Below are 25,705 nucleotides of genomic sequence, written 5' to 3' on the forward strand. Positions count from 1 at the left end.
ATCAGCCTATTCGCCCATCGCGGCCATGGCGGCGTTGTGCCCGGGGACGCCGCTCACCCCGCCGCCGCGCACCGCGCCCGCGCCGCACAGCAGGACGTTCGCGTGCCGCGTCTCCACACCCCAGCGGCCGGTGTCGCCCTGGGCGTAGGGGAAGGCGAGGTCCCGGTGGAAGATGTTGCCGCCGGGCAGCCGCAGGTCCCGTTCCAGATCGAGCGGGGTCTTGGCCTCGATGCAGGGGCGCCCTTCGGCGTCGGTGGCCAGGCAGTCCGCGATCGGCTCGGCCAGATGGCCGTCCAGCTGGGCCAGGGTCGACTTCAGCAGCTCTTCCCGTACGGCATCGTTGTCCCGCTCGAAGAGACGCGCGGGGGTGTGCAGTCCGAACAGGGTGAGCGTCTGGTAGCCGCGCTCCACGAGGTCGGGGGCGAGGATGCTGGGGTCGGTCAGGGAGTGGCAGTAGATCTCGGAGGGCGGTGCGGCGGGCAGCTCACCGGACGCGGCCTGGGCGTACGCGGTCGCCAACTCCCCATATCCCTCCGCGATGTGGAAGGTTCCGGCGAAGGCCTCGTGCGGGTCGACCGAGGTGTCGCGCAGCCTGGGCAGCCGTTCGAGGAGCATGTTGACCTTGAGCTGGGCGCCTTCGGCGGGGGTGGGCGGCGCGTCGCCGAGGAGCGCGGCGAGTTCCTGCGGGGATGCGTTGACCAGGACGTGGCGGGCGGCGACGGTGGCTTCGCGGTCGGCCGTCCGGTACGTGACCTCGGCGGTCGTTCCGTCCGTGTCGATGCGGGTGGCCTCGTGGTCGGTGGCGAGCTCGGCGCCCGCCGCGCGGGCCGCCGCCGCGAGGGCGCCGGTGAGCGCGCCCATGCCGCCGACGGGCACGTTCCAGTCGCCGGTGCCGCCGCCGATGACGTGGTAGAGGAAGCAGCGGTTCTGGCGCAGGGACGGGTCGTGGGCGTCGGCGAAGGTCCCGATGAGGGCGTCGGTGAGGACGACACCGCGTACGAGGTCGTCGGCGAAGCGCTCCTCGACGGCGGCGCCGATCGGCTCCTCGAAGAGGACCCGCCAGGCCTCGTCGTCGCCGACCCGCTCGCGCAGCGCCTCGCGGGTCGGCAGCGGTTCGGTGAGCGTGGGGAAGACCCGCTGGGCCACCCGCCCCGTCATCCCGTAGAACTCACGCCACGCCTCGTACTCCCCCGGCCCTCCGGTGAGCCGCGCGAAGGCCTCCTTCGTACGCGCCTCGCCGCCACCGACGAGCAGCCCCGTCGGTACGCCGTCGCGCTCGACGGGGGTGTACGAGGAGACGGTGCGGGTGCGCACCCGGAAGTCCAGGTCGAGCTCCCGGACGATCTTCCGCGGCAGGAGGCTGACCAGATACGAGTAGCGGGACAGCCGGGCGTCCACCCCGGCGAAGGGCCTGCTGGACACGGCGGCGCCGCCGGTCGTGGGGAGCCGCTCCAGGAGCAGGACGGTGCGTCCGGCGCGGGCCAGATAGGCGGCGGCGACGAGTCCGTTGTGACCACCGCCGACGATGACGGCGTCGTATCGATCGCGAGGAGGCATAGCTCTTCGTAGCACGAGCCAGCCCCAAACGGGGCTCTGGAGGGCCCCGAAGGGTGTGGGCGACTGCGGGCACGCCCACGAAGCGGCGCGGGAGGGCCCCGAAGGGGCGCGGGGCTATGACACTATGCGGCTCCGCCGCGGAGGGGGTCCCCCCTGTTCGAGCGAAGCCGAGAACTTGGGGGAGCGACCAGCCACAAAGCGCCCGCGGACGACCCGCCGCGGCAGCGCACATCGCACTGCCGCGGCGAGCAGACACAGCCCAGCAGCACAAACGACCGCTCGACGCGCCCCCGCGAGTCAATGCCCCCCAGAAGCCCGCTGCTGCCGCAAGGCGGCAACCCGCCGGTACAACTCCACCGCCTCCGTCCCACGGCCCAACTGCTCCAGGCAATGCGCCTCGTCATTACGACTGGCCAGCGCATCAGGGTGGTCACCGCCAAGCACCTGCTCCCGCGCGGCAGCGACCCGGCGGTACTCGGTCAGCGCGTCGGCCCAGCGGCCGAGCCAGCCGAGGCCCACGGCGACCTCGCGGCGGCTGACCAGGGTGTCCGGGTGGTCGCCGCCGAGCACCCGCTCGCGGATCGCGCAGACGTCGCGCGCCTCGGCCAGGGCCTCCTCCCAGCGGCCCTGACGGCCCAGGTTCACGCCGAGGCCGTGCCGGGCGCGCAGGGTCTCCGGGTGGGACGGGCCGTTCACCCGCATGCGGTCGTCGATCAGGTCGCGGTACAGCTCGAGTGCCTCGCCGCTGCGGCCGAGGCGGCCGAGGCTGATGCCCACCTCGTAGCGGGCGGCGAGCGTGTCCGGGTGGTCGGCGCCGAGGGCCCGGACCCGCGCGTCGGCGACCTCGCGGTACGTCTGGAGCGCCTCGGGCCAGCGGCCCAACTGACCGAGCGCGTAAGCGACTTCGTAGCGGGTGACGAGCGTGTCGGGGTGCGTGTCGCCGAGGACGCGCGCGCGGGCCGTCGCGACCTGCCGGGCAAGCCGGTAGGAGTCCTCGAGGCGGCCGAGTCTGCTGAGGTTGTACGCCAGGTTGTGCCGGCAGCGCAGGGTGTCGGGATGGTCGGGGCCCGCCGTCCGCTCCCGTACGGCGAGCACCGATGTGTACAGCTGGTGCGCCTCGAAGTGCCGCCCCAACTGCCCCATCACGTACGCCATTTCCTGCCGCGCGGCGAGCGTGTCCGGATGGTCGGGGCCGAGCGTGCGCTCCCTGCCCTGCGCGACGCGGCCGTACTCGCGCAGCGCGTCGGCGGCCCGCCCGGTGCGGCTGAGCGTGAAGCCGACCTCATAGCGGCTGGCGAGCGTGTCGGGGTGGTCGGGGCCCAGGGCGTGCTCGCGCTCCGCCGCCACCGCGCGGTGCACCTCGCCGGCCTCGGTCCAGCGCCCGAGCCGCCCCAGGCTCAGGCCCGCGTTGTGCCTGCTGGTGAGGGTGGCCACCAACTCCGGGGGCGGCGTGGGCCGTTCGGGCCGGTGAGGTGCGGCGGCCCGGCGCGCGTCGGCACGCGGGATCCACTCGCCGGTCAGGCCCGCCGCCGCGTCGGGCGGCGTGGTGCGCAGCTCGGACGCGCCGTTCGCCTTGTGTCCCGTCGTCATGCCGCGCGTCCAGGAGGGCAGCCGGGGCTCCCGCGACGGCGGCTGCTCGGGGCGGTGCACGGGCGGGGTGACGACCGTCGGTACGTACGTGGGGACGGCGCGCCCCGCGGTGATGCGGCGGCCCAGCTCCCGTGCGTCCCGCGGCCGTTCGTCGGGCTCCTTGGCGAGCAGGTCCAGGACGATCTTGTCGAAGTACTCGGGCAGTTCGTCGCGGTGGCTGCGCGGCGGCTCGGGCTGGGTGTCGCGGTGTCCGACGAGGACCGCCCAGGCGTCCTCCAGGTCGAACGGCGGGGCGCCGGTGGCGATCTCGTACAGCACGCACCCGAAGGAGTAGAGGTCGCTGCGCTGGTCGACCTGGACGCCGCTGATCTGCTCGGGCGACATGTAGTGCGGGGTACCCATCGCGATGCCCGTGCCGGTCAGGCGGGATGTGAAGCCGATGTCGGCGCCGAGCCTGGCGATCCCGAAGTCGCAGATCTTCACGGTGCCGTCGGTCAGCCGCATGATGTTGGCGGGCTTCAGGTCGCGGTGCACGATGCCCTGTTCATGGGTGTACGCGAGCGCGGCGGCGACCTGGTCGGCGATCTCCACGACGTCCGCGACGGGCAGCGGATGCTGTTTGTTGTCCTCCAGGAGCTGGCTGAGGTTGCGCCCCTCGAGGAGTTCCATGACCAGATACAGGACGCCGTCGTGCTCCCCGAAGTCATGGACGACGGTGACGCCTCTGTGCTGGAGCGCCGCCGCGACGCGGGCCTCGCGCCGGAACCGCTCGCGCAGCACCCGGGTGAAGGACTGGTCGTGCTGGGGCCCGAGAGGCTTGAGGCACTTGACGGCGACTCTGCGTCCCAAGGACTCGTCGCGCGCCCGCCACACCTCGCCCATGCCGCCGCGCCCGATGAGATCGAGCAGCCGGTACCGGCCCTGGATCAGCCTGGTTTCCGCCATCTCGTGCCGTCGCCCCCGTTGCCTCGCTGCGCCCTCCCCGGCCCGTCCAGTATGGCTGCCCGGCTGTCGAGTTTGTACGGGGCAGGGCGGCTGCCGGGCCCGAGTCGGGCCATGGCGCGCAGGATGTGCTTCGGGGGAAGTTGCCAGCGTATACGGGCGGGGACGGTGCGCAGGATGGTGCCTGTGGTGACGAGCCGGCGGGTCACCGTCGCGGGCGGCGGGGCCGTTCGGCCGTACAGCTCATGGGCGTACGGAGGCAGCGAGGCGTACGCCAGGTTCGCCACCCGCCGCCACAGCAGGGCGCGCGCCGGGACCAACAGCGGGTGGATCGGCGGGCGTTGGAGGAAGTCGTCGACCTCGCGCGCCTCGGGTCCTGCGGCGAGTTCGGGCCTGACGCGCTCGAAGTACGCGGCGAGTTCGGCCGTCGTCCCCGGTACGTCGGCGGGGTCGAGGCCGACGAGGCGGGCACTCTCGCGGTGCTCGTCGACGTAGTGGTCGGCCAGCTCGTCGGTGAGCCGGAACCCGGACCGGCGTGCGACGTGGAGATAGGAGTCGATCTCCGCGCAGTGCACCCAGAGCAGCAGCTCGGGCTCGTCGACGCGGTACTTCTCCCCCGTTTCGGGGTCGGTGGCCTTGAGCATCGTGTGGATCTTGCGGACGCGCGCGCCCGCGTGCTCGGCCGCCTCGGTGGTGCCGTACGTGATGGTGCCGACGAAGTTCGCGGTGCGCATGAGGCGGCCCCAGGCGTCCCTGTGGAAGTCCGAGTTCTGCATGACGCCGCGGACGGCGCGCGGATGCAGGGCCTGCAGATACAGGGCGCGCACCCCGGCGACCCACATCATCGGGTCGCCGTGCATCTGCCAGGTCACCGACGAGGGCCCGAAGAGCCCCGGGTCGCCCGGCGGCGGGTGCCCCGATGAGGATGTCTCGCGCATACAACCACCTCCTGCTCGCAGGCTACGCCGCCGCCCCCTCAACCCGCCTCGAACACCTCGGGGTTGGCGCAGTTGGCCAGGGGTTCACCGCGCAGGTAACGGCCGACCTCCGCGGCCACGATGTGCGCGGCCTTGTGCGCGACCTGCCGGCTGCCGCCCGCGATGTGCGGGGTGAGGACGGCACCGGGGGCGGTAAGGAGACGGGAGCCCACGGGAAGCGGCTCCTCGGGGAAGACGTCGAAGCCGGCGCCGGAGAGGTGCCCCGAGTCCAGCGCGTCGCAGGCGGCGTCGTAGTCGAGGAGCGCGCCGCGGGCGCAGTTGACCAGGACCGATCCGCGGGGCATGGCGGCGATCTGCGCGCGGCCGATCATGCCCTTGGTCTCGTCGGTGACCCGTGCGTGCAGGGAGACGATGCGCGAGCGGCGGAGCAGTTCGTCCAGGGTGACCTGCTGCGCGACACCGGCCAGCGTCTCGGGCCGTACGTACGGGTCGTGCACCAGGATCTCGGCGCCCATGGCACGCAGGACCTTGGCGACCCGGCTGCCGATGGCGCCGTAGCCGACCAGACCGACGGTCGCGCCTTCGATCTCGATGCCGCAGTTGTCGTAGTCGTAGTAGTCGCCGCGCCAGGTGCCCTTGCGCAGGTCGGTGTGGGTGTCGCCGACACCGCGGGCTGCGGCGAGCAGCAGGGTGAGGGTGTGTTCGGCGGTGGCGGTCGCGTTGCGGCCGGGGGCGTAGCAGACCGCCACGCCGTGCCGGGTCGCGGCTTCGAGGTTGGCGTTGACCGGACCGCCGCGGCTGGTGCAGAACAGCTTCAGATCGGGGCAGTCGGCGAGGATGCGCTCGGTGAGCGGGCCGTGCTCGGTGACACAGATCCGCACACCCTGGAGCGCCTCGATCATCTCCTCCTCGCTGCCGGATGCCTCGATGACCTCGGCGACCGGGCCGAACGGGGTGTGCGGCCAGGGGAATTGGAGCTCGCGGACGTTCAGCGGCAGGTCCCCGGCGGCTGCGCGCACGGCCTCGGTGAACAGGCTCGGGCGGATGAAGTGGTTGCCGGCGGCGAGGACGGTGGTGCTCATGGGAGGTCTCTCCTGAAGGGCGGTGCGGGCGGGTGGCCGGACGGTCAGCGGAAGGCGGGGGGCTGGGGCGACGCGGGGGTGTTGAGACGCAGCAGCGCGGTCTGCCCGTCCTCGATCCGGATCTCCGTGAGGGCGCCGTTGAGCAGCTGGGGGAAGACCCGGCGGTAGTCGGCGAGCGGGATCCGGATGAGATGGCAGAGGAGGACCCGGACGAGGGTGGAGTGGGCGACGAGCAGGACCCTGCCGTGCGGCTGTTCGCGGGCGATGTCGGCCAGGCAGTCGGCGGCACGTGCGGCGGCCTTGCGCGGGTCCTCGCCACCGGGCAGGTGGTTCTCGACCGGGTCGTCGAGGAAGGCCGCCAGTTGCTCCGGGAAGCGCTGCCGCATCTCTTCCCTGGTCAGGCCGTCGCCTTGGCCGAAGTCGAGTTCGTAGAGACGCTCGTCCACGCGCGGGGTGAGGCCGCAGGCCGCGGCGGCGGGCGCGGCGGTGAGCCGGGCGCGGGCGAGCGGAGAGCTCCAGATGGCCGTGAGCCCCGCGGTGAGGGCCCAGTCGGCGAGCTCGGCGGCCTGCTGGACACCATGCTCGGTGAGGGGCACATCGGTGCGTCCCGCGTAGCGGTTCTCCGCGTGCCAGACGGTTTCGCCATGGCGTACGAGGATGAAGTCGGTCACTGCGCTGCCCTCCTGCGGGCGTGGTCGGCCACGGCCTGGTCGAGCCAGCCGCGGCGGGTGAGTTCGTCGACGAAGCGGAGGTAGAGGGGGAGGTAGCGGGTGGTGCGGGCGGGCGACGGGTGGATCTCGCCGCCGATCCGGACCATGGCCGCGGCGGCTTCCTGGAGGCCGGCTCCGGAGGAGGTGGCGGCGAGCACCGCCATGCCGACGGCGCCCTCGGCCTGTTCCGGCAGGCGTACGGGACGTCCGAGGACCTCGGCGCGCAGCCGGCACCAGTAGCGGTTGCGGGCGCCGCCGCCGGTGAGGGTGAGCGGCCCGTCGACGGGGGCGCCGAGGTGGTCGAGGTAGTCGAAGCAGAGCCGTTCCAGGCAGGCGACGCCGAGCAGCTGGGCATGGAACTCGGCGGCGCGGGTGGGGACTTGCCCGAGGGTGAAGGGCTCGGCTTCGGGGGCGCGGAAGGGGAAGCGTTCACCGCCGGTGGAGACCAGGGGGTAGGCGACCGCGTCCGGGTCGAGCGCGGCGGCCTGCTCGGTGAGCGCGTCCAGGTCCTCGCCGGGGAAGTGCTGGGAGAGGACACCCGCGCCGCTGCTGGAGGCGCCGCCCGGCAGCCAGTTCTCGCCAGGGCCGCGGTGGCAGTACACGACGCCCGCCGGGTCGCGGACCAGGTGCGGGCTGCTGCCCTTGAAGACGAGGGTGGTGCCGAGCACCGCGTTCCAGGCACCGGGTTCGAGGGCTCCGGCGGCGATCTGCGCGGCGCAGCCGTCGGTCATACCGGCGACGAGGGTGGTGCCCTCGGGGATGCCGGTGGCTTCCGCGGCCTCGGCGCATACGGTGCCGAGCACGCTGCCGGGGCGTACGACGTCGGGCAACAGGGCCTCGGGGACGCCGAGTTCGGCCATGACCTTGTGCGGCCAGCATTCATCGACCAGGTGGTAGCCGGTCTTGAGGGCGTGGCTGGCGTCGGCGGCGACCTGATGTCCGGCAAGCCGCCAGGTGATCAGGTCGACCTGGTGAAGGAGCCGGACGCCCGCGCCGGACGCGGCGGGCTCATGGTCCAGGAGCCAGCGCAGCTTCGGCAGCGCCCAGGACGGCTGCATGCTGCGGTAGCCGAGCTCCCGCCAGGCCGCTCCGCCCGCCTCGTTGACGGTCGCGGCCTGCTCGGCGGCGCGCCCGTCGTCGTACATCAGGCCGGGGGTGAGCGGGTGTCCCGCGGCGTCGGCGAGCAGGATCGTCCCGGAGGTGCCGTCGATCGCGAGCCCGCGGATCCGCCGCGCGTCGAGTCCGTCCAGGGCCTCGCGGCAGGCGGCGGACAGGGCGGTCCACCACTGCTCGGGGTCCTGCTCGTGGCGTACGCCGTCGCGCCGGCCGGCCAGCGGCCGCGATGCGGCGGCGAGGAGCTGCCCCGTGCCGTCGACGGCGACGCAGCGGGCACTCTGGGTGCCGAGGTCGAGGCCCAGCCAGATGCCGTCGAGGGGCGCGTGGCCGGCTGAATGGACGTCAGGCACGGATGCCTCCTGGGGTGGTGGGGATGCTGTCGCCGTCATGCGGGGTTCCGCCGGGCCCTGTGGCGCCGCTCCCCTGCCATACCGCGCCGCCCCGCCAGCCGGCCTCGCGGGCGATGGTCCGCCGGCCGATGAAGTCGTCGTACAGGGCGGCATAGAACTGTGCACGTTCCGGGTCGGGTTCCCAACTGCTCTGCATCCGGACGTACTTGGCGGCCGCGGTGTGCATGCTGCTCTCGGCGCCGGTGCGGACGAGGCCGGTGAGGAAGGCGCCCTTGGCGCCCAGTTCGGTGTCTGAGGAGCGGGCGGTGGGCACGCCCGTCGCGTCGGCGATCAGCGCGCACCACGCGTCGCTGTTGGCGCCGCCGCCGCACAGCCGCAGCTCGCTCACGTCCGTGCGGGCCGCGGCCAGCGAGTCGCGCAGGACCAGCGAGAGCCCGTCGAACACGGCGCGGGCCAGGTCGGCGCGCGAGTGCTCCAGGGACAGGCCCCAGAAGGAGCCGCGGGCGCGCGGGTCGAGGAACGGCGCGCGTTCGCCTGCCGGGGAGAGGTAGGGCAGGAACAGCAACCCGCGGGCGCCGGGCTCCGATTCGAAGGCGAGGCGGGCCAGTTCCGGTGGCCCGGAGAGTCCCAGCAGCTGCGCCGCCCAGCCGAGCACCTCGGCGCCGTTGAGGGTCGGGAAGGCGCGCAGCACCCGCTCGCGGCCGCGGTAGGCGATGTTGATGCCGGACGGTTCGCCGCTGGTGTCCACGTCCGTGCGGACGATCTCCGTGCACAGGGTGGTGCCGAGGATGCTGCACGCCTGGCCGGGGTTGACCACGCCGACGCCTCGGGCGGTGGAGGCGATGTCGTACGGGGACATCACGACCGGAAGACCGGCGGGCAGCCCCAGTTGGCTCGCGGCGTCGCCGGTGATCTCGGCGATCCGCTCCGACTCCCCGAGGACGGTCGGAAGGAGCCGGTGATATGCGCTCAGGCCGAACAGGTCGAGGATCCGCGGGTCGTAGTCCCCGGTGGCGTGGTCGAGGAACGGGGCGGAGGCGTCGGACTCGTCGCACGCGCGGACGCCGGTGAGGCGCAGGAAGAGCCAGCCGGCGGCGGTGAGCGAGGTGTCGGAGCGGGCGAGGCGGTCCGGGTCATGAGCGGCGAGCCAGCTGAAGAGGGCGTTGGGCATACCGGCGCAGGTCAGCGAGCCGTTGCGGCGGAAGGCCGCTTCGAGGACGCCCTCACGCTGCCAGGCGGTGAGCAGGTCCCCGGCCCGGCCGTCGGACCACAGGATCGCGGGCCCCGTGGGGCGGCCGTCCTCGTCGACGAGCCAGGCGCCGTCGCCCTGGGCGGTGAAGGAGACCAGCCGGACGGGGTCGGCCAGACCGGACAGCACGCTGCGCACGGTGTGGACGACGGCGTTCCAGACGGCGTCCATGTCCTGTTCCGCCCAGCCGGGGTGCGGCCGGAGGACTTCGGTGGCGAGCCGGGAGACCGCGATCTCCTGGCCCTGGTCGTCGAAGACGACCGACTTGATCATCGTGGTGCCGACGTCAATGGTCAGTACGGACATCAGTGGGTCCTTTCACGCCAGGTCACGCCGGGTCACGCCGGGGCCGAGGCGGTGGCGGGCGCGGTGCCCGGCGGGGCACCGGCCGCCTTCGCCGCGCCCGCGTCGTCCGGCAGCTTCAGGAAGAGTGCGAGCACGGTGCTCACCGCATGCATCCCCGCGAAAATCCAGACCACCCCAGCGACACCGAGCGGCCCGACGAAGACCGCGACGACGGCGGGGCCGACGAAGGTGCTGGCTCCCGCGCCGAGGTTGAGCGCGGACAGGGCCTGCCCCTTGTGCCGCGGCTCCAGCGAGGGCACCAGCGCCGAAAGCGGTACATATCCGGCCAGCGTAGCCCCGTAGAAGGCGGCGACCAGCAGTGCCAGGGGGAAGTCGTCGCCCGCCGCGTTCGGGACGTAGAAGAGCAGCAGTGTGCTGACGGTGCAGCCTGCGCCGCCGAACCAGGCAATGGTCCTGCGCCAGCCGAAGCGGTCGCCCACCACCCCGAACAGCAGGTTGGCGAAGATGTTGGTCGCGAACATCACGCTGAGCAGGTGCAGCCACTCGGTGAGGCTGAAGCCGACCGTCTTCGTGAAGTGGATCGGCAGGATGACGAAGAAGCCGAACTGCGAGGCCGTGTTGATGACCCGCGCGAGCGAGCCCGCGCCGACCCGGGGATTGCGCCACAGGATCGTGACGCTGCCGAGGAGCGTGGCGAGCGGCCCTTCGCCCTCGCCCCGCGCCCGCTTCCCGCCCTGGTCGTCACGGACGAGGAGCAGGGCGACGAGACCGCCCGCGGCCACCAGCGCCAGTGCGGACCACAGGGTGGCGTACGCCCCGATCTGCGGGATGAGCCCGCCGGCGACCAGCGAACCGAGGGTGGGCAGACCGCCGGTGAAGGCGAACCAGAACCAGCCCATGGCCGTGCCGAGCCGGGCGCGCGGCGCCACGGAGGCGATCCAGACCAGGAACCCGTAGGCGAACAGCGGGTAGCCAAGGCCACGCAGGCCGTACCCGAGCATCATCAGCGGATAGCTGGTCATGGGGATGGCCGCGACGAGGAAGAGGAGCTGGAAGACGCCCCAGATGCCCAGGCCGGTCCACATGACCCGGCGCGGGCCCCACAAGTCGCAGAGCACTCCGGAGAGCCAGGCGGCGATGGCCGCGGCGGCGCCGTAGACGGTGAACAGCAGGGCGACCCGGGGCTGCGAGACGCCCTCGTCGAGCAGGTACGGCGAGAGATAGCCGGATTCGACACCGTCTCCGATCATGAAAAGGAGCAGCCCGAGGTAGCCCCAGGCGAGGGTCGGCGGAATGCCCAGGCGTGTGATCAGCGTACGCGGAGGAGGGGGCGAAGATGTCGTCATCGACTCTTCCCCTTTCTGCGGCGGGGGCAGGAGGGAGGGACGAGCTGATGGAACAGCTGGCCGGAAACGCGAGTCAATGGCGGCCGGAATCTTCCCATCAGGGCGGCGACCTGCCATGTTGCGTCGCACCGGAGCCGCTCGAGGACGCCGTTCTCCTCGGGAGAGGTACGTTAAATCCGTGCGAACATAACGCGGCGAGTTCACACGCCTGCCCCGCGCAGCACGGGGCACGGCCACCGGAGGGAGCGCTGCGATGGACCGGGTCGAGGCCCAGGATGAGCGGCGGCGGCAGATGCGCGAGGCCGTCATCGGCCGCGGCTTCGTGCGCACCGCGGACCTCGCCGCGGAGTTCGGCATCAGCCTGATGACCGCGCACCGCGATCTGGACGCCCTTCAGGCACAGGGCTGGCTGCGCAAGGTGCGCGGCGGTGCGACCGGGCTTCCGTCGGCGCAGTTCCACGGCAGCGTCGCGGAGCGGATGGCCACCATGGCGCAGACCAAGCAGCTCCTCGCGCGGGCCGCCGCGACACTGCTTGTGCCGGGTCAGACCGTGCTGCTCGACGACAGCACGACATGTCTGCTCCTTGCACACCAGGCCACCGAGCACACCCCGCTGACCGTGATCACCAACTCGCTGCCGGCCATCACCACGCTCGCGAAGGAACCCGGCATCTCACTGATCACGCTGGGCGGTGCGTACTTCCCGGCGTACGACGCGTTCATGGGCCTGCACACCGCGGACGCGGTCCGCGCCTTTCGCGCCGACGTCCTGTTCATGTCCACGACGGCCGTCACCAACGGCCGTTGCTATCACACCTCGCCGGAAACGGTGCAGGTCAAGCGGGCCATGATGGAGTGCGCTGCGCGTCGGGTGCTTGTCGCGGACCACACCAAGTTCTGCAAGGACGGGCTGTACGCCCTTGCGCCGCTGACCGACTTCGATCTGCTGATCGTGGACGACGGCCTGGCGGCGGAGCAGGTGCGGGCGGTGCGCGCGGCCGGCACCGAGGTGATGGTGGTGCCGGCCCGCGAGCAGTGAGGGGTCAACTCCGGGCCGCGCCGGGGAGATCCGAGGTCAGATAGGCGATGACCATGTCCCCCAGCATCGTCCGGTAGTGCTCGCGGCGAGGCGCCTCGGTGAGGTCACGGCCGAAGAGCGCGCGGAAGGTGTGCCGGTTGGAGACGCGGAAGAAACAGAACGAGCTGATCATCGCGTGCAGGTCGACGGCGTCCACCTCGGCCGTGAACACGCCCTGCTCGCGCCCGGCTTCGAGGATGGAGGCGATGACGTCGATCGCCGGGGAGCTGAGCGATGCGAGACTCGGCGAGGCTCCGATGTGCTTCGCCTCGTGGATGTTCTCGATGCTGACGAGGCGGATGAAGTCCGGGTGTGCCTCATGGTGGTCGAAGGTGAGCTCGGCAAGGCGGCGGATGGCCGACACCGGGTCCAGATGCCCGACGTCGAGCTGCTGCTCCTCGTGCCGGATGACCGCGTACGCACGCTCGAGGACCGCGGTGAACAGCTGATCCTTGCTGCCGAAGTAGTAGTAGATCATCCGCTTCGTGGTGCGCATGCGGGCCGCGATCTCGTCGACCCTCGCCCCCGCGAAGCCCATGCGGGCGAACTCCTCGGTGGCCACCTCGAGGATCTCCACCCGCGTACGGGCCGCGTCCCGGGTTCGCTTGGCGGGCGGGGACGGCGGGGGGACGGCGGCGGCCATGCAGCTCCTCAGGGCGGACTTTCCGGCGCCGGTCAGTCTAATGCTGGTGAAGATGCTGGGCGGCGAGCCGTACGGCGGCGTTCTGGGCCCCGTATCCCCGGTAGCCGCCTGTGCGCTGCACCAGCTCGAAGAAGACCCGTCCGACCGTGGCGGTATAGCAGTGGAAGAACTCTCCGTGCTCGTCCCGGTCGTAGAGAATGCCGAGGTCCGCCAACGTGGCCAGGTCCTGGGGGTCCAGTTCGTGGCGGGCGTCGAGGTCGTCGTAGTAGTTGGCGGGGATCGGCAGCAGGGCCGCGCCCCGTTCCCGGACGCGCCGGGCGGCGCCGACGATGTCGTCCGTCGCCAGCGCGATGTGCTGAAGGCGGGTGGCATCGGCGTCCGGCGCCGGGGCGATGTTGAGGACGATGCGTACACCGCCGCCGGGGGACGCGACGGCCCGGCTGCGCACGAGTCCGTAGGGGTCGGCCAGATCGAGGCTGTCGTCCGCCTCAAGGCCCAACACGCCCCGGTGGAACAGAGATGCCTCGTCGAACTGGTGCCAGGGCTGGGTGAGGGCGATGTGGTCGATGTGGTGGATGAGCCCGGCCGGTTCGCTCCGCTCCCCCGACGTGGTGCGCGACGGTGCGCCGGTGAAGTCACCGGTCCAACTGGGGTGGTCGGACTGCTTCGTGCGGCAGAAGAAGACCTCTGTGCCGTCGGGTGCGGCTACCGCGTCCAGCGGTGCGTCATGCGGGGCGCGGCGACGCGGCACCACGGGTGCGAGCACCGCCTCGGCGCGCCGTGCCGCTTGGTCCGGGTCGGGGGTTTCCACGCCGATGGCGGTCAGCGCCGGGCCCTGACGGCGGCCGCTGACCCCGGTGTTGAGCAGGATCCGGGCCTGCCCCTGTTCCCAGAGTTCGACCGGCTTCCAGGTGTGCCGTGCGGTGTGGGCGAAGCCGATGGCTTCGAGCACTCCGCGCAGCGGCTCGGTGTCGGCCGCGGTCAGCTCGGCGAAGGTGAAGCCGGAGGGGGCGGCCGCGGCGGGGAGCGCGGACAGGCCGGCCGACTCCTCGAGGAGGAGCAGCGAGCGGAGCGCGTCGACGGCGGTGGAGGCCGCCCCCGCCTGCCGGAAGACGTCGTTGAACACTTCGAGCGACAGGGGCCCTTGGTATCCGGCCCGGACCGTTGCGGCCACCAGAGGGGCGAGGTCGAAGCCGCCCTGGCCGGGGAAGCAGCGGTAGTGCCGGCTCCACTGCAGGACGTCCATCGCCATCAGGGGTGCGTCCGCCAGCTGGAGGAAGAAGATCTTCTCGCCGGGGATGTCCGCGATGCCCTTGGGGTCGGAGCCGCGGGAGAGGATGTGGAAGCTGTCGAGGCAGGTGCCGAGGGCCGGGTGGTCCGCCTGTTCGACGATCCGCCAGGCGTGGTCGTACGTGCTGACGTGCCGGCCCCAGGCCAGCGCCTCGTAGGCGATGCGGATGCCATGGGCCGCTGCCCGGTCGGCGAGCAGCCGCAGTTGCTCGGCGGCGAGCGCGTCGTCGTCGACCGACTCGGGGGCGACGCTGGAGCAGACGAGGAGCAGGTCCGCGCCGAGCCGTTCCATCACGGCGAACTTGCGTTCCGCACGCCGCAGATTGCGGGCGAGCGTGTCGGCGGGGACGGCCTCGAAGTCGCGGAACGGCTGGTAGAGGTCGATGCCCAGGCCCAGGTCCGCACAGCGAAGGCGCACCTCCTCGGGGCTGAGCGGGCCGCCGAGCAGATCGTTCTCGAAGATCTCCACGCCGTCGAATCCGGCGGTGGCGATGGCGGTGAGCTTCTCGGACAGCGGGCCGCTGAGCGAGACCGTGGCGATCGATGTGCGCATGGTGTTCTCCGTGAGGTGTCAGGCCGGGAAGGCGGCCAGATCGCCGAGGTCGGCGAGCATCGGTCCGGTGTGCGGTTCGAGTCCGGTGAAGAGCCGGAAGGCGTCGGCCGCCTGGAAGACGGCCATGCCGCCGCCGTCGAGGGTGCGGCAGCCGATGGCGCGGGCCTCGCGCAACAGCTCGGTCTCCAGCGGCCGGTAGACGACCTCGGCCACCCAGAGGCCGGGCCTGAGCAGGGCGGCCGGCAGGGGCAGGCCCGGGTGCGCGACCATGCCGGTCGGTGTGGCGTGCACGAGCCCGTCCGCGGCGGCGACGCGCTCGGGCGCCGCGTCGGTCGGCGCGGACATCGCGCGGCCGGGCCCGAAGCGCGCGTTCAGCGCGGCGGCGAGCGTGGCGGCGCGGGCCGGGTCGGTGTCGACCAGGGTGATCCGGTCGACGCCGAGGTTCAGCAGCGCGTGCGCCACCGCGGCACCCGCACCGCCCGCGCCGAGCTGCACGACGTCACCGGTCGGCGCGTCGGCCAGGCCGCGGGCGAAGGACTGGGCGAAGCCGGTGGCATCGGTGTTGTGCCCGATGGCGCGTCCGCCCCTGAAGACGACGGTGTTCACGGCGCCGAGCTCGGCGGCCTCCGGGGCGAGCTCGTCGAGGTGCTCGATGACCAGCTGCTTGCAGGGGTGGGTGATGTTCAGCCCGTCGAAGCCGAGGCGGTGGGCGGCGCGGACAAGATCGCCGACGGCCTCGGGCGCGACGCCGAGGACGTCGATGTCGAGGGTGCGGTAGATGAGGCGAACACCGTGCCGGTCCGCCTCGCGCTCGTGCAGGGCGGGGCTCAGGGAGGGGCCGATTCCGGAGCCGATCAGGCCGGTGAGGTACGAGGTCATCAACAGTTCCCGTGGGTCGGCTTATGTACGAACTAGTTAGTTAAGTATGGAGCCAGTAGGGCCCCTCGGGGAAGCCCCCGAGGGGCCTCGGCGTGGCGCGTTCAGAGGGTGGCGGCCTCGCGGACCGCTCCCGGCGCCTTCTCGTCGCCGGTGCGCAGGCCGAGATCGGCCGTGGGCACGCGGTGCGTCTCGCGCCCTGTGGCCACGGCGATCGCGCAGACCGCGCAGAAGGCGGCGGTGAAGATCGCGACGCCGAGCCAGCCGTCACCGTCGGGCCCGTCGATCTGTGCCGCGAAGGTCACCGCGAAGCCGGAGATGGCGAACCCGATCTGGGTACCGATGGCCATGCCGGAAAGGCGGACCCTGGCGGGGAACATCTCGCCGTAGAACGAGGGCCAGATGCCGTTGGCCGCGCTGTAGACGACGCCGAACAGCAGCACTCCGGTCACGAAGACCAGCGGGTAGCTGCCGGTCGAGACCGCCCAGAGATAGACGAAGATCATCACGCCGCTGCCGAGGGCGCCGACGAGGAAGACGGGCTTGCGGCCGATCCGGTCCGAGAGCCCGGCCCAGAGCGGGATGGCGAGCAGGGCCACGGCGTTGGCGCTGCCGGCGACCCAGAGCATGCCCGTCTTGCCGAGGCCGACCGCGTCACTCGTGGCGTACGAGAGGGCCCAGACGGAGAAGATCGTGCTGACCGTGGCGATCAGCGCCGCCGCGACCACTCGCAGCACATCGGCCCAGTGGTTCCTGAGCAGATCCGCCAGCGGCATCCTGGCCACTTCCTTGTCGGCCGAGACCTGCTGGAAGACAGGGGTCTCCTCGAGGGTGCGGCGGATGACGTATCCGGCGACCGCGACGAGGGCGCTGAGCAGGAAGGGAATGCGCCAGCCCCAGCCGTAAAGCTGCTCGTCCGGGAGAGCGGCGACCGGAAGGAACACCAGGGTCGCGAGGAGCTGACCGGCCTGGGTGCCGTTGAGGGTGAAGCTCGTGTAGTAGGCGCGCCGGTGTTCCGGTGCGTGCTCCAGCGTCATCGCGTTCGCGCTGGCCTGCTCGCCTGCCGCGGACAGCCCCTGGAACACCCGCATCAGCACAAGCAGCACCGGAGCGACGGTGCCGACCTGCGCGTACGTGGGCAGACAGCCGATGAGGAAGGTGGACAGACCCATGAGGATCAGCGTCCAGACCATGATCTTCCGACGGCCGAGCCGGTCACCGAAGTGGCCGAGGACGAGGGCGCCGAGGGGACGGGCGGCGTAGGCGACGCCGAAGGTCGCCAGGGAGATCAGGGTGGCGGTGGCCGGGTCGTCCGGGTCGAAGAAGACCTTGGGGAAGACGAGGGCCGCCGCGCTGCCGTAGATGAAGAAGTCGTAGTACTCCAGCGCGCTGCCGATCCAGGCGGCGAAAGCGGCCTTGCGTGGCCTGCCCTGGGGCGGCTCGGCCGACGCGGCGTCGGCCTGCGGGTGAGCGGACACGTGAACTCCTCGGGGACGGAACGGGTGGCGAGCGGTGCACACCCGGCACGTACAGTTAACGTACTAGGTAGTTAATTAACTTGGCAGTGATGTTCGCCCGCCCCTCAGGCCGTGTCAATACATCGGGCCGTAACACCCATCCGGGGGTGGCCCCGAGAGCCTCAAGAGAGGTCCTCGGGGCCACCCCCGGAAACTGGCGACCTCAGCGACGCACCCGCGGCATCCCAAGGCCGATCCACGAGATGATCTCCCGCTGGATCTCGTTGTTGCCGCCGCCGAAGGTGAAGATGACGGCGCTGCGGTAGCCGCGCTCCAGTTCGCCGTGGAGCACGGCGCCCGCGGAGCCCTCCTTCAGGGCGCCGGCCGCGCCGACGACCTCCATGAGCCAGGCGTACGCGTCGCGGCGGGCCTCGGAGCCGTACACCTTGACGGCGGAGGCGTCCTGGGGGGTGAGGGTGCCCTCCTGGACGGCGTTCACCATCTGCCAGTTGAGGAGTTTCATCGCGTCCAGCTTGGCGTGGGTCCTGGCCAGGCGCTGGCGGACCCAGCCCAGGTCGATGACGCGGCGGCCGTCGGCGAGCTTGGTGTCGGCGGCCCAGCGCTGCACGTCGTGGAAGGCGCGGATGGCCATGGTGCCGTGGGCGGCGAGGGTGACGCGTTCGTGGTTGAGCTGGTTGGTGATGAGCCGCCAGCCCTTGTTCTCGTCGCCTACTCGGCGTGAGACCGGGACGCGGATGTTCTCGTAGTAGCTGGCCGTGGTGTCGTGCGAGGCAAGGGTGTTGATGATGGTGCAGGAGTAGCCGGGGTCGGACGTCGGGACGAGGAGCATGGTGATGCCCTTGTGCGGCGGGGCGTCCGGGTCGGTGCGGACGGCGAGCCAGACCCAGTCGGCGGTGTCGCCGTTGGTGGTCCAGATCTTCTGGCCGTTCACCGTGTAGTGGCCGGTGGCCTCGTCGCCCTCCCTGACCGCCTTGGTCTTCAGGGCGGCGAGGTCGGTCCCCGCGTCGGGCTCGCTGTAGCCGATCGCGAAGTCGAGTTCCCCGGAGAGGATCCTCGGCAGGAAGTACGCCTTCTGCTCCTCCGTACCGAACCGCATGATCGTCGGCCCGACGGTGTTCAGGGCCATCAGCGGCAGCGGGACCCCGGCCTGGGCGGCCTCGTCGAAGAAGATGAACTGCTCCATGGGCGTGAGCCCGCGCCCGCCGTACTCCTCGGGCCAGCCGACGCCGAGCCAGCCGTCGGTGCCGAGGCGCCGGACGGTCTCCCGGTAGAACCGCTTCTGGGCGGCGGGGTCCTCGTACCGGGCATAGGCGTTGTCGGGCACGAGGTCGGCGAAGTAGGCGCGCAGCTCGGTGCGCAACTTCCGCTGCTCAGGCGTGTATTCGAGGTGCACGGCCCCTCCTGCGTTCGCTGGCCGACATGGCCTTGTACGGCCTCGACTTGACGGCGCACACAGTAGAACGCGTTTCAAAAATTGGGAATGGCGGCGGCACTCGCGCCCGGAGCATGGGCGGCGATCAATCCGGAGCGCCGCCCGGTCGGGCCACCCCATCGGCGCTGTAGAGCACCTGTGCCGCGCCCCACTCCACGAAAGAGTCCGCCTGCCGCATGCCGATGACTTCGAGCAGCCGCCGCGAACGGACATTGGCCTGCTGCGTGACCGCGACCACCTCCGACCCCACGGGGGTGGTCGCCCCATGCGCCCACGCCACCACGGCGGCGACCGCCTCACGCCCGTACCCGAACCCCCATTGCTCGGGCAGCAGTTGATACGACACCTCGATACGGTCGTCCCGGCGCCGATCGGGTTCCAGGAGTACGCCGCCGACCACCGCGCCGTCCCCGCGCGAGACCACGCAGAACGCGCCCCGCGCACCGACACAGTGCCGCTCGCGCAGCCGCACCGTTTCCTCGTCGACGGGACCGCCGAGATAGCGGCGGACCTCGGGGTCCGTCCAGAGCCGCGCGGTGGCGGGGACGTCGCTCTCCTCGATGGGGCGCAGGACCAGCCGGTCCGTGGTCAGGGTGGTCGGCCAGGGGAACGCACAAGGCGATGTCGGCATGCGGTTGATCATGCCCCACCGCTCGCACCGGCCGATGCCGGGCCGCACGTAACAGCTCCGCCCCGGCAGGTCGAGGCCTGTCGGGGCGGAGTCGGGTGTGCCGGGGTGGGTCAGGCCAGGATTTCCAGGGCCTTGTTCAGGGTGGCCGACGGGCGCATCACCGCTGAGGCCTTCGCCGAGTCGGCCTTGTAGTAGCCGCCGATGTCGGCCGGCGAGCCCTGGACGGCGATCAGTTCGGCGACGATCGTGTCCTCCTGCTCGGTCAGCGACTTGGCAAGCGCGCCGAACGCCTCGGCGAGCTGCGCGTCCGCGGTCTGCTTGGCCAGCTCCTGGGCCCAGTACATGGCCAGGTAGAAGTGGCTGCCGCGGTTGTCGATGCCGCCGAGACGCCGGCTGGGCGACTTGTCGTTCTCCAGGAACGAGGCGGTCGCGCGGTCGAGCGTGTCGGCGAGGATCTGGGCACGCGCGTTGTCCGTGGTCTGCGCCAGGTGCTCGAAGCTGGACGCAAGCGCGAGGAACTCGCCCAGGCTGTCCCAGCGCAGGTAGTTCTCCTTGACCAGCTGCTGGACGTGCTTCGGGGCGGAGCCTCCGGCGCCCGTCTCGAAGAGGCCGCCGCCGTTCATCAGCGGGACGATCGAGAGCATCTTGGCGCTGGTGCCGAGCTCGAGGATCGGGAACAGGTCGGTCAGGTAGTCGCGCAGTACGTTGCCGGTGACCGAGATGGTGTTCTCGCCGCGGCGGATGCGCTCCAGGGAGAACTTGGTCGCCTCGACCGGCGACATGATCTCGATCTGCAGGCCCTCGGTGTCGTGCTCCGGGAGGTACGCCTTGACCTTCTCGATGAGCTGCGCGTCGTGCGCGCGGTTCTCGTCGAGCCAGAACACGGCCGGGTCACCGGTCGCGCGGGCGCGGGAGACGGCGAGCTTGACCCAGTCGCGGATCGGCGCGTCCTTGGCCTGGCACATCCGGAAGATGTCGCCGGGGGCGACGGTCTGCTCCAGGACGACGTTGCCGGCCTCGTCGAGCGCGCGCACCGTACCGGCGGCGGCGATCTCGAAGGTCTTGTCGTGGCTGCCGTACTCCTCGGCCTTCTGCGCCATCAGGCCGACGTTGGGCACCGAGCCCATCGTGGCCGGGTCGAAGGCGCCGTTGGCGCGGCAGTCGTCGATGACGACCTGGTACACGCCGGAGTAGCTGCTGTCGGGCAGCACGGCCAGGGTGTCGGCCTCGCCGCCGTCCGGGCCCCACATGTGGCCGGACGTACGGATCATCGCGGGCATCGAGGCGTCGACGATGACGTCGGACGGCACGTGCAGGTTGGTGATGCCCTTGTCGGAGTCGACCATCGCGAGCTCGGGGCCCTCGGCGATCTCGGCCTCGAAGGACGCCTTGATCTTCGCGCCGTCGGGCAGGGCGTCGAGGCCGTTGAGGATGCCGCCGAGACCGTCGTTCGGGCTCAGGCCCGCGGCCGCGAGCGTCTCGCCGTACGCGGCGAACGTCTTCGGGAAGAAGGCGCGCACGACGTGACCGAAGACGATCGGGTCGGAGACCTTCATCATCGTGGCCTTGAGGTGCACGGAGAACAGCACGCCGTCGGCCTTGGCCTTGGCGATCTGCTCGCTGAGGAACTCGCGCAGCGCGGCCACGCGCAGCACGGACGCGTCGACGACCTCGCCCGCGAGGACCGGTACGGACTCGCGCAGGACGGTGGTGGTGCCGTCCTCACCCGTGAACTCGATGCGCAGCGCACCGGCGTCGGTGATGACCGTGGACTTCTCGGTGGAGCGGAAGTCGTCGGCGCCCATGGTGGCGACGTTCGTCTTCGAGTCGGCCGACCAGGCGCCCATGCGGTGCGGGTGGGCCTTGGCGTAGTTCTTGACCGACGCGGGGGCGCGGCGGTCGGAGTTGCCCTCGCGCAGGACCGGGTTCACGGCGCTGCCCTTGACCTTGTCGTACCGGGCGCGGATGTCGTTCTCCGCGTCGGTCTTCGGGTCGTCCGGGTAGTTCGGCAGCGCGTAGCCCTGTGACTGCAGCTCGGCGACGGCCGCCTTCAGCTGCGGGATCGAGGCCGAGATGTTCGGCAGCTTGATGATGTTGGCGCCGGGCGTCTTGGCCAGCTCGCCGAGCTCGGCGAGGGCGTCGTCGATGCGCTGGCTCTCCTCGAGGAACTCGGGGAAGAGGGCGATGATGCGCCCGGCCAGCGAGATGTCACGGCTCTCCACAGTGACCCCGGCCGTCGAGGCGTAGGCCTCGACCACCGGCAAGAACGAATACGTCGCCAGGGCCGGGGCCTCGTCAGTGTGGGTGTAGATGATGGTCGAGTCAGTCACCGGTGCTCCGCTCCACGTCTGCAACATTGCTCGACATCAAGATATCTCCTGATCGCCCTCTTCCACGAAGCGGCCCTATTGTGCCGGTTTGCTCACAGTCCGTAGTGCTCGTGCAGCCAGTCGAAGAGCTCCAGGCACACGCTCAGCGCCCAGTCCATGATCTCGGAGAACTGCGCGGGGGTGACCTCCAGCACACCCGGCAGCGTCCAGCCGCCGTGCAGGTCGCTCTGCCCGCTGTCGTTCTCGTACACGTACGCCTTGGGCAGCAGGTGCTCCTGGTTGTACTGGTTCACCGCCGCCACGGCCAGCGGCACCTTGTCCTTGGGGATGAAGCCGCTGTCGGTCATCGAGAAGTGCACCATCTCGCCGATGTCCGCCACGAGGAGGGTGACACTGTCGCGGCCGGGGTTGTCGACGGAGAACTGCAGCAGGCGCGTGTCACCGCTGACCTGGTAGCGGTAGTCCTTCTCGCGCGCGTAGTCGTGCAGCAGCTGACGCCAGGTGTCGCTGAAGGTGGCCATGTGGACCACTCCTTCCGGGTTGAACTTCCGGGTTGAACTTTCCGGGTTGAACTTTCCGGGTCGGACTTCCGGGTGGGACGGGATGTTCGCTTCGCTAGCGCGCGTACCTGCGTACGCGCTCGATGAGGTCGTGGTCGAGTCCGTCGCGCAACAGCCGGGCCACCGGGTCGCCGGGCGCGAGCCCCGGCGGGAGCTCGCCCTCGGCCAGGACGCGCCGGGCGAGCAGCACCGCGCCGCCCGCCACCGCGAGGTCCGGGTCGGGCAGCAGCCGCACGGTCCGCCGCGACCGGTCCGACAGGGCCTCGCCCACCGCGCGCAGCCGGCTGCTGCCGCCGACGGGCACGACCGTGTCGACGTCCGTCCAGGTGAGCCCGGCGGCGGCGAGCGTGCGCTCGCACTCCGTGAGGGTGCGTTCGAGGAAGGGGCCGAGCAGCTCCGCCAGCTCGCCGCTGTCCATGGTCACCGGCACGAATCCGCCGTCGGCCGCGAAGTACTCGGTGTGGTCGTTCACCACGGAGAGCTGGTGCTTGAGCGTCTGGCACTGGGAGAGCATCTGGAGCCGCTCCAGGAGGGCGAATCCGTTCTGCGCGGGGGCCTCCAGGGCGGTGCGCACCACTTCGGGGAAGCGGGTGGAGAGCCTGCGCAGGATCTCCCGGTCGAAGGCACCGCCGCCGACGTCCGCGAGGCCGCCGGGCGCACCGGCCAGCTCGAACTCCGCTCCGGCGCTGCGCGCCACCGCCACGTCGAAGGTGCCGCCGCCCAGGTCGTACACGAGGAAGCACTGCCGGTCCGCGGGGCGGTGCTCCGCGAAGGCGTGCGCGAGCGCCGCCACCGGTTCGGTGACCAGGCGTACGGTCGACCGCTGATATCCGGCGGTCTCGGCGACCTGAAGCATCAGCTCGCGGTTGCCCTCCTCCCAGCTCGCCGGGACGGTGATCACCACGGCCCGCGGCTCCTCGGGGACCTGCCTGAGCGCGCAGGAGCGCAGGAACGAGAGCATCTCGCCGGTCAGCTCGTGCGGCTGCCGCCCCCGGCCCGCCACAAGCAGCGGCACCGACTCACCGAAGTGCCGCTTGAACTCCGCGTGGTACTCCACAGGGTTGGCCATACGGATCGCGAACGCTGCCTGCCCGACGGCCAGTTCACCGCGCGGCGTGGGGCACACCGCGGTCCTGATCGACAGACCGGCGTGCGGTGCGGCGGGGTCCTTGACCCCCGTCACCGTGCCGTCAGGACGCCCGATGAGGAGCGCGGACGTGGACGTACCGAAGTCGATCCCGTGCACGGTCCCCGGCGCCGCGCCGCTCATGGCACACCCGCCAGATCCGCCAACTCCCCTGCGGAGTCGATGAGTCGGGTGTAGCGGTCCCTGCGCTCCGTCAGCTCGGCCCGCCGCGCCTGCTGCTCGGCCTCGCTGCGCCTGCGCTCCTCCTCCACTTCCCGGCGGGAGCGTTCCAGGGACTCCCTCGCCTCTTCGATGCCGCGCTCGATGTCGGCGACGAGCAGCCGCGAGATCTCCCGCGCGGCGTCGTCGAACGCGGCGAGCGCGCGTGCCTCGTTGGCCCTGATCTGCGCCACCGTCCCGGAGGTGAGGGCGCGCACCGCCTCCCTGGACCACTCCTTGCGCTCACGCTCCGCGCGTTCGCGCTCGGCACGCCGCGAGTCGGACCAGCCGGTGATGGCGCCCACGACCTTGCCGAGAAGTCCGCCGCACGCCGCACCGATGGCGATGCCCGGCGGCCCGCCGACCACACCGATCAGCCCGCCGATCACTCCGCCGAGCCCGGCCCCGGCGATCGCCGACCGCCAGGTGTTGCTCAGGTGATGGGCCGGCTGCCCCGAACCCGCGTCGAGTCCCGGCGGCGCCGCGGTGACGCCGTGCAGGGCCGGCGTGAACCCGCCGACGGTGAAACTGGCAGGCTGGTAGGGGACTTGGGTCTGGGCGGCGAAAGCCTGCTGCACCTGGCTCGCGGCGTCGCGCAACCGCTCCATCGCCACCTCGACCCCGTCCACCAGGAGCCGCCCGATCTCCCGTACGACGTCGTCGAGTTGACCGGGATCGGTCGCCATCGCGGCGGTCGCCGCGAACTCCTGGCAGGCCGCCTCGAAGATGCCCTGGAGCCCCTGCTCGATCCGCCGCGTCTCGTCGTGGAACACCCGGGGCAGTTCCGTGCGCCAGTGCGCGCTGCGGGCCTGGAGGTCCGCCGCCAGCTCGGCGCGGCGGGCCAGCTCCTGGTCGAACCGCTCGACCTCCGCGTCGGAGCGGCTCTCAAGCGCCAGGTCGATGGGCGCGCGGGCCGCCGTCAGGGCCTCGGCGAGGCCCTCGGCGCAGCGCGCGACCCGCTGCCGGCCCACCCGCGTGGCCAGGCCGTCCCACAGCTCCTTCTCCAGGTCGGGGAAGCCGGAGTCGGCGAGCATCTCGGCGTCGCCGGACTGGCGCGCCGAGGCGCGCAGCGGCGATGACACGGGCAGGACGACGAGGTCGCCCTCGGCGCGCCCGGTCACATCGGCGATCTTGTGACGGGCGGCCCGCAGCGAGGGTTCCGGGTCGACCACCTGGTCGCTGCGGGTGAGCACCGTGATCACGGTCGGGCACTTGGCCAACGCCCGTTTCAGAAAGGCGAGTTCGTCGGTGCTGAAGGTGACCACCAGGTCGCCGACGAAGATCAGCGCGTCGGCCTGCCCCAGGAAGGCGTGGGTCGCCGCGTCGTGGGCGAGGTTCATGCTGCCGACGCCCGGTGTGTCGACCATGACGAGACCGGTGCGCAGCTGGTCGAGCGGCAGCTGGATGCGGACGAGGTGGACGTTGCGTACGTTCTGCTCGTTCTTCTGCTCGGTGACGTAGTCGCGCAGTTCGGCCAACGGCACGTCCACCGCGATGAGTTCCTCGCCCTCCGCCTCCGGGGCGAGATAGGCGGTGGCCCGCTCGTCGGTGCCGTACTCCAGGGTGGAGACGGTGTTGGTCGCCACATGCACGTCGACGGGGAAAAGCCCCGGCCGTCCGATCAACGCGTTGAGCAGGCTCGACTTGCCGCGCTTGTACTCGCCGCAGACGACCACGTGGTACTGCAGGCCCTCCAGCGTGGCGCGGTACTCCGAGAGGCGTCGCGGCGGCTCCCGTCCCACCTCCGGGTCGGCGCTCAGGGCCTGTTCGGCGTCCGTGAAGAGGGTCCGGGCGCGGGTCCGCAGCGGCTCGAGGTCCGTCATGGCCCGGCTCCTTCCTTCGCGGCCACGTAGACGCTGACCTGGGCAGGACGCACGGGTTCGGCGCGCCAGAGGTAGCCGGGGCGCAGATTGGTCGCGACGTGGTTGACCAGTTCGGGACGGGGTGCGGGCTCGGAGTCCACCGACTCGTGGCGCTGCGGGTCGAGTTCGCCCTCGCCTTCGTACGGCCGCACCTCGCAGTCGGCGAGCATCCGCAGGACGGACTGCTCCAGCCAGTCGAGTACGGAGGCGTCGAGAGGCACGCCTGCGGGCCGCCCGCGCAGGGTCGCCACGCGGTCCAGGATGTCGATCAGGCCGGACACGACGGGGAGGGGCCCCTCGCCGTCGGTCTCGGCGACCGGAGCGGTGACCGGAGTGACGGCCGGAGCGGTGACCTGCACCGGTAGGGGCGGCGGCGGTTCGGGGGCTGGCTCTTATACACATCTCCGAGCCCACGAGACGCTCATGAATCTCGTATGCCGT

Annotated in this window: 20 protein-coding genes; 1 reads left to right on the forward strand and 19 read right to left on the reverse strand. The window is 71.5% G+C overall.

The window, feature by feature from the left end:
* Positions 1-6: 6 nt before the first annotated feature.
* From E2651_RS09400 to E2651_RS09435, 8 genes are all read right to left on the reverse strand, one after another.
* Entirely contained in the window at positions 7-1,557 is a 1,551-nt protein-coding gene (locus E2651_RS09400; protein ID WP_135330582.1) for an NAD(P)/FAD-dependent oxidoreductase, read from the reverse strand.
* A gap of 297 nt (positions 1,558-1,854) precedes the next feature.
* Positions 1,855-4,092 carry a serine/threonine-protein kinase gene (locus E2651_RS09405; RefSeq protein WP_135330583.1) on the reverse strand — a complete coding sequence of 746 codons (2,238 nt, stop codon included), beginning with the start codon at positions 4,090-4,092 and terminating at the stop codon, positions 1,855-1,857.
* Positions 4,074-5,027 carry an oxygenase MpaB family protein gene (locus E2651_RS09410; RefSeq protein ID WP_135330584.1) on the reverse strand — a complete coding sequence of 318 codons (954 nt, stop codon included), beginning with the start codon at positions 5,025-5,027 and terminating at the stop codon, positions 4,074-4,076. The genes E2651_RS09405 and E2651_RS09410 overlap by 19 nt, the downstream gene beginning before the upstream one ends.
* Before the next feature lie 38 nt (positions 5,028-5,065).
* Positions 5,066-6,109 carry a 2-hydroxyacid dehydrogenase gene (locus E2651_RS09415; RefSeq protein WP_135330585.1) on the reverse strand — a complete coding sequence of 348 codons (1,044 nt, stop codon included), beginning with the start codon at positions 6,107-6,109 and terminating at the stop codon, positions 5,066-5,068.
* Positions 6,110-6,153: 44 nt separating this feature from the next.
* Positions 6,154-6,780 (reverse strand): histidine phosphatase family protein, encoded by a 627-nt coding sequence (locus tag E2651_RS09420; protein WP_135330586.1) that lies wholly within the window; start codon positions 6,778-6,780, stop codon positions 6,154-6,156.
* Entirely contained in the window at positions 6,777-8,285 is a 1,509-nt protein-coding gene (locus E2651_RS09425) for an FGGY family carbohydrate kinase (protein WP_245238696.1), read from the reverse strand. Before E2651_RS09425 ends, E2651_RS09420 begins: the two co-directional genes overlap by 4 nt.
* Entirely contained in the window at positions 8,278-9,840 is a 1,563-nt protein-coding gene (locus E2651_RS09430; protein WP_135330588.1) for an FGGY-family carbohydrate kinase, read from the reverse strand. Before E2651_RS09430 ends, E2651_RS09425 begins: the two co-directional genes overlap by 8 nt.
* A 32-nt stretch (positions 9,841-9,872) precedes the next feature.
* Positions 9,873-11,186, reverse strand: a complete 1,314-nt coding sequence (locus E2651_RS09435) for an MFS transporter (protein WP_135330589.1) — start codon at positions 11,184-11,186, stop codon at positions 9,873-9,875.
* Positions 11,187-11,439: 253 nt separating this feature from the next.
* On the opposite strand from E2651_RS09435, the gene E2651_RS09440 reads away from it, so the two are divergent.
* Complete coding sequence (locus tag E2651_RS09440) at positions 11,440-12,225, forward strand: DeoR/GlpR family DNA-binding transcription regulator (protein WP_135330590.1); 786 nt, start codon at positions 11,440-11,442, stop codon at positions 12,223-12,225.
* A 4-nt stretch (positions 12,226-12,229) separates the two neighbouring features.
* On the opposite strand, the gene E2651_RS09445 is transcribed toward E2651_RS09440, so the two are convergent.
* The 11 genes from E2651_RS09445 to grpE form a co-directional block, all read right to left on the reverse strand.
* The gene (locus tag E2651_RS09445) at positions 12,230-12,907 is read right to left on the reverse strand and encodes a TetR/AcrR family transcriptional regulator (protein WP_135330591.1); all 678 of its coding nucleotides are present in this window, start codon (positions 12,905-12,907) and stop codon (positions 12,230-12,232) included.
* A gap of 37 nt (positions 12,908-12,944) precedes the next feature.
* Positions 12,945-14,750 carry a sugar phosphate isomerase/epimerase and 4-hydroxyphenylpyruvate domain-containing protein gene (locus E2651_RS09450; RefSeq protein WP_135330592.1) on the reverse strand — a complete coding sequence of 602 codons (1,806 nt, stop codon included), beginning with the start codon at positions 14,748-14,750 and terminating at the stop codon, positions 12,945-12,947.
* 18 nt (positions 14,751-14,768) lie between these two features.
* Positions 14,769-15,629: a shikimate dehydrogenase gene (locus tag E2651_RS09455; protein ID WP_135330593.1), complete on the reverse strand. Its 861-nt coding sequence runs from the start codon at positions 15,627-15,629 to the stop codon at positions 14,769-14,771.
* Between the two features lie 101 nt (positions 15,630-15,730).
* Positions 15,731-17,104, reverse strand: coding sequence for an MFS transporter (locus tag E2651_RS09460; protein ID WP_135330594.1), 1,374 nt, complete (start codon positions 17,102-17,104; stop codon positions 15,731-15,733).
* 202 nt (positions 17,105-17,306) lie between these two features.
* Complete coding sequence (locus E2651_RS09465; RefSeq protein WP_135330595.1) at positions 17,307-18,497, reverse strand: acyl-CoA dehydrogenase family protein; 1,191 nt, start codon at positions 18,495-18,497, stop codon at positions 17,307-17,309.
* Positions 18,498-18,621: 124 nt separating this feature from the next.
* The gene (locus tag E2651_RS09470) at positions 18,622-19,167 is read right to left on the reverse strand and encodes a GNAT family N-acetyltransferase (protein ID WP_245238697.1); all 546 of its coding nucleotides are present in this window, start codon (positions 19,165-19,167) and stop codon (positions 18,622-18,624) included.
* 110 nt (positions 19,168-19,277) lie between these two features.
* Positions 19,278-21,497 carry an NADP-dependent isocitrate dehydrogenase gene (locus E2651_RS09475; protein ID WP_135330596.1) on the reverse strand — a complete coding sequence of 740 codons (2,220 nt, stop codon included), beginning with the start codon at positions 21,495-21,497 and terminating at the stop codon, positions 19,278-19,280.
* A gap of 92 nt (positions 21,498-21,589) precedes the next feature.
* Positions 21,590-22,018: a YbjN domain-containing protein gene (locus E2651_RS09480; RefSeq protein WP_135330597.1), complete on the reverse strand. Its 429-nt coding sequence runs from the start codon at positions 22,016-22,018 to the stop codon at positions 21,590-21,592.
* 94 nt (positions 22,019-22,112) lie between these two features.
* Positions 22,113-23,327: an Hsp70 family protein gene (locus tag E2651_RS09485; RefSeq protein WP_135330598.1), complete on the reverse strand. Its 1,215-nt coding sequence runs from the start codon at positions 23,325-23,327 to the stop codon at positions 22,113-22,115.
* Positions 23,324-25,225 carry a dynamin family protein gene (locus E2651_RS09490; RefSeq protein ID WP_135330599.1) on the reverse strand — a complete coding sequence of 634 codons (1,902 nt, stop codon included), beginning with the start codon at positions 25,223-25,225 and terminating at the stop codon, positions 23,324-23,326. The genes E2651_RS09485 and E2651_RS09490 overlap by 4 nt, the downstream gene beginning before the upstream one ends.
* A complete protein-coding gene (gene grpE, locus E2651_RS09495) occupies positions 25,222-25,623 on the reverse strand; it encodes a nucleotide exchange factor GrpE (protein ID WP_135330600.1) in 402 nt (133 codons plus the stop codon). The genes E2651_RS09490 and grpE overlap by 4 nt, the downstream gene beginning before the upstream one ends.
* Between the last annotated feature and the right edge of the window lie 82 nt (positions 25,624-25,705).

The sequence above is a fragment of the Streptomyces sp. MZ04 genome (assembly GCF_004684775.1).
Classification (GTDB): Bacteria; Actinomycetota; Actinomycetes; order Streptomycetales; family Streptomycetaceae; genus Streptomyces.

Bases quoted from the DNA above. Each gene is read 5' to 3' on its own strand.
- E2651_RS09430 (WP_135330588.1), bottom strand. From the start codon at position 9,840: ATGTCCGTACTGACCATTGACGTCGGCACCACGATGATCAAGTCGGTC.
- E2651_RS09450 (WP_135330592.1), bottom strand. From the start codon at position 14,750: ATGCGCACATCGATCGCCACGGTCTCGCTCAGCGGCCCGCTGTCCGAG.
- E2651_RS09410 (WP_135330584.1), bottom strand. From the start codon at position 5,027: ATGCGCGAGACATCCTCATCGGGGCACCCGCCGCCGGGCGACCCGGGG.
- E2651_RS09470 (WP_245238697.1), bottom strand. From the start codon at position 19,167: ATGCCGACATCGCCTTGTGCGTTCCCCTGGCCGACCACCCTGACCACG.
- E2651_RS09445 (WP_135330591.1), bottom strand. From the start codon at position 12,907: ATGGCCGCCGCCGTCCCCCCGCCGTCCCCGCCCGCCAAGCGAACCCGG.
- E2651_RS09435 (WP_135330589.1), bottom strand. From the start codon at position 11,186: ATGACGACATCTTCGCCCCCTCCTCCGCGTACGCTGATCACACGCCTG.
- E2651_RS09405 (WP_135330583.1), bottom strand. From the start codon at position 4,092: ATGGCGGAAACCAGGCTGATCCAGGGCCGGTACCGGCTGCTCGATCTC.
- E2651_RS09455 (WP_135330593.1), bottom strand. From the start codon at position 15,629: ATGACCTCGTACCTCACCGGCCTGATCGGCTCCGGAATCGGCCCCTCC.
- E2651_RS09400 (WP_135330582.1), bottom strand. From the start codon at position 1,557: ATGCCTCCTCGCGATCGATACGACGCCGTCATCGTCGGCGGTGGTCAC.
- E2651_RS09440 (WP_135330590.1), top strand. From the start codon at position 11,440: ATGGACCGGGTCGAGGCCCAGGATGAGCGGCGGCGGCAGATGCGCGAG.
- E2651_RS09415 (WP_135330585.1), bottom strand. From the start codon at position 6,109: ATGAGCACCACCGTCCTCGCCGCCGGCAACCACTTCATCCGCCCGAGC.
- E2651_RS09485 (WP_135330598.1), bottom strand. From the start codon at position 23,327: ATGAGCGGCGCGGCGCCGGGGACCGTGCACGGGATCGACTTCGGTACG.
- E2651_RS09490 (WP_135330599.1), bottom strand. From the start codon at position 25,225: ATGACGGACCTCGAGCCGCTGCGGACCCGCGCCCGGACCCTCTTCACG.
- E2651_RS09480 (WP_135330597.1), bottom strand. From the start codon at position 22,018: ATGGCCACCTTCAGCGACACCTGGCGTCAGCTGCTGCACGACTACGCG.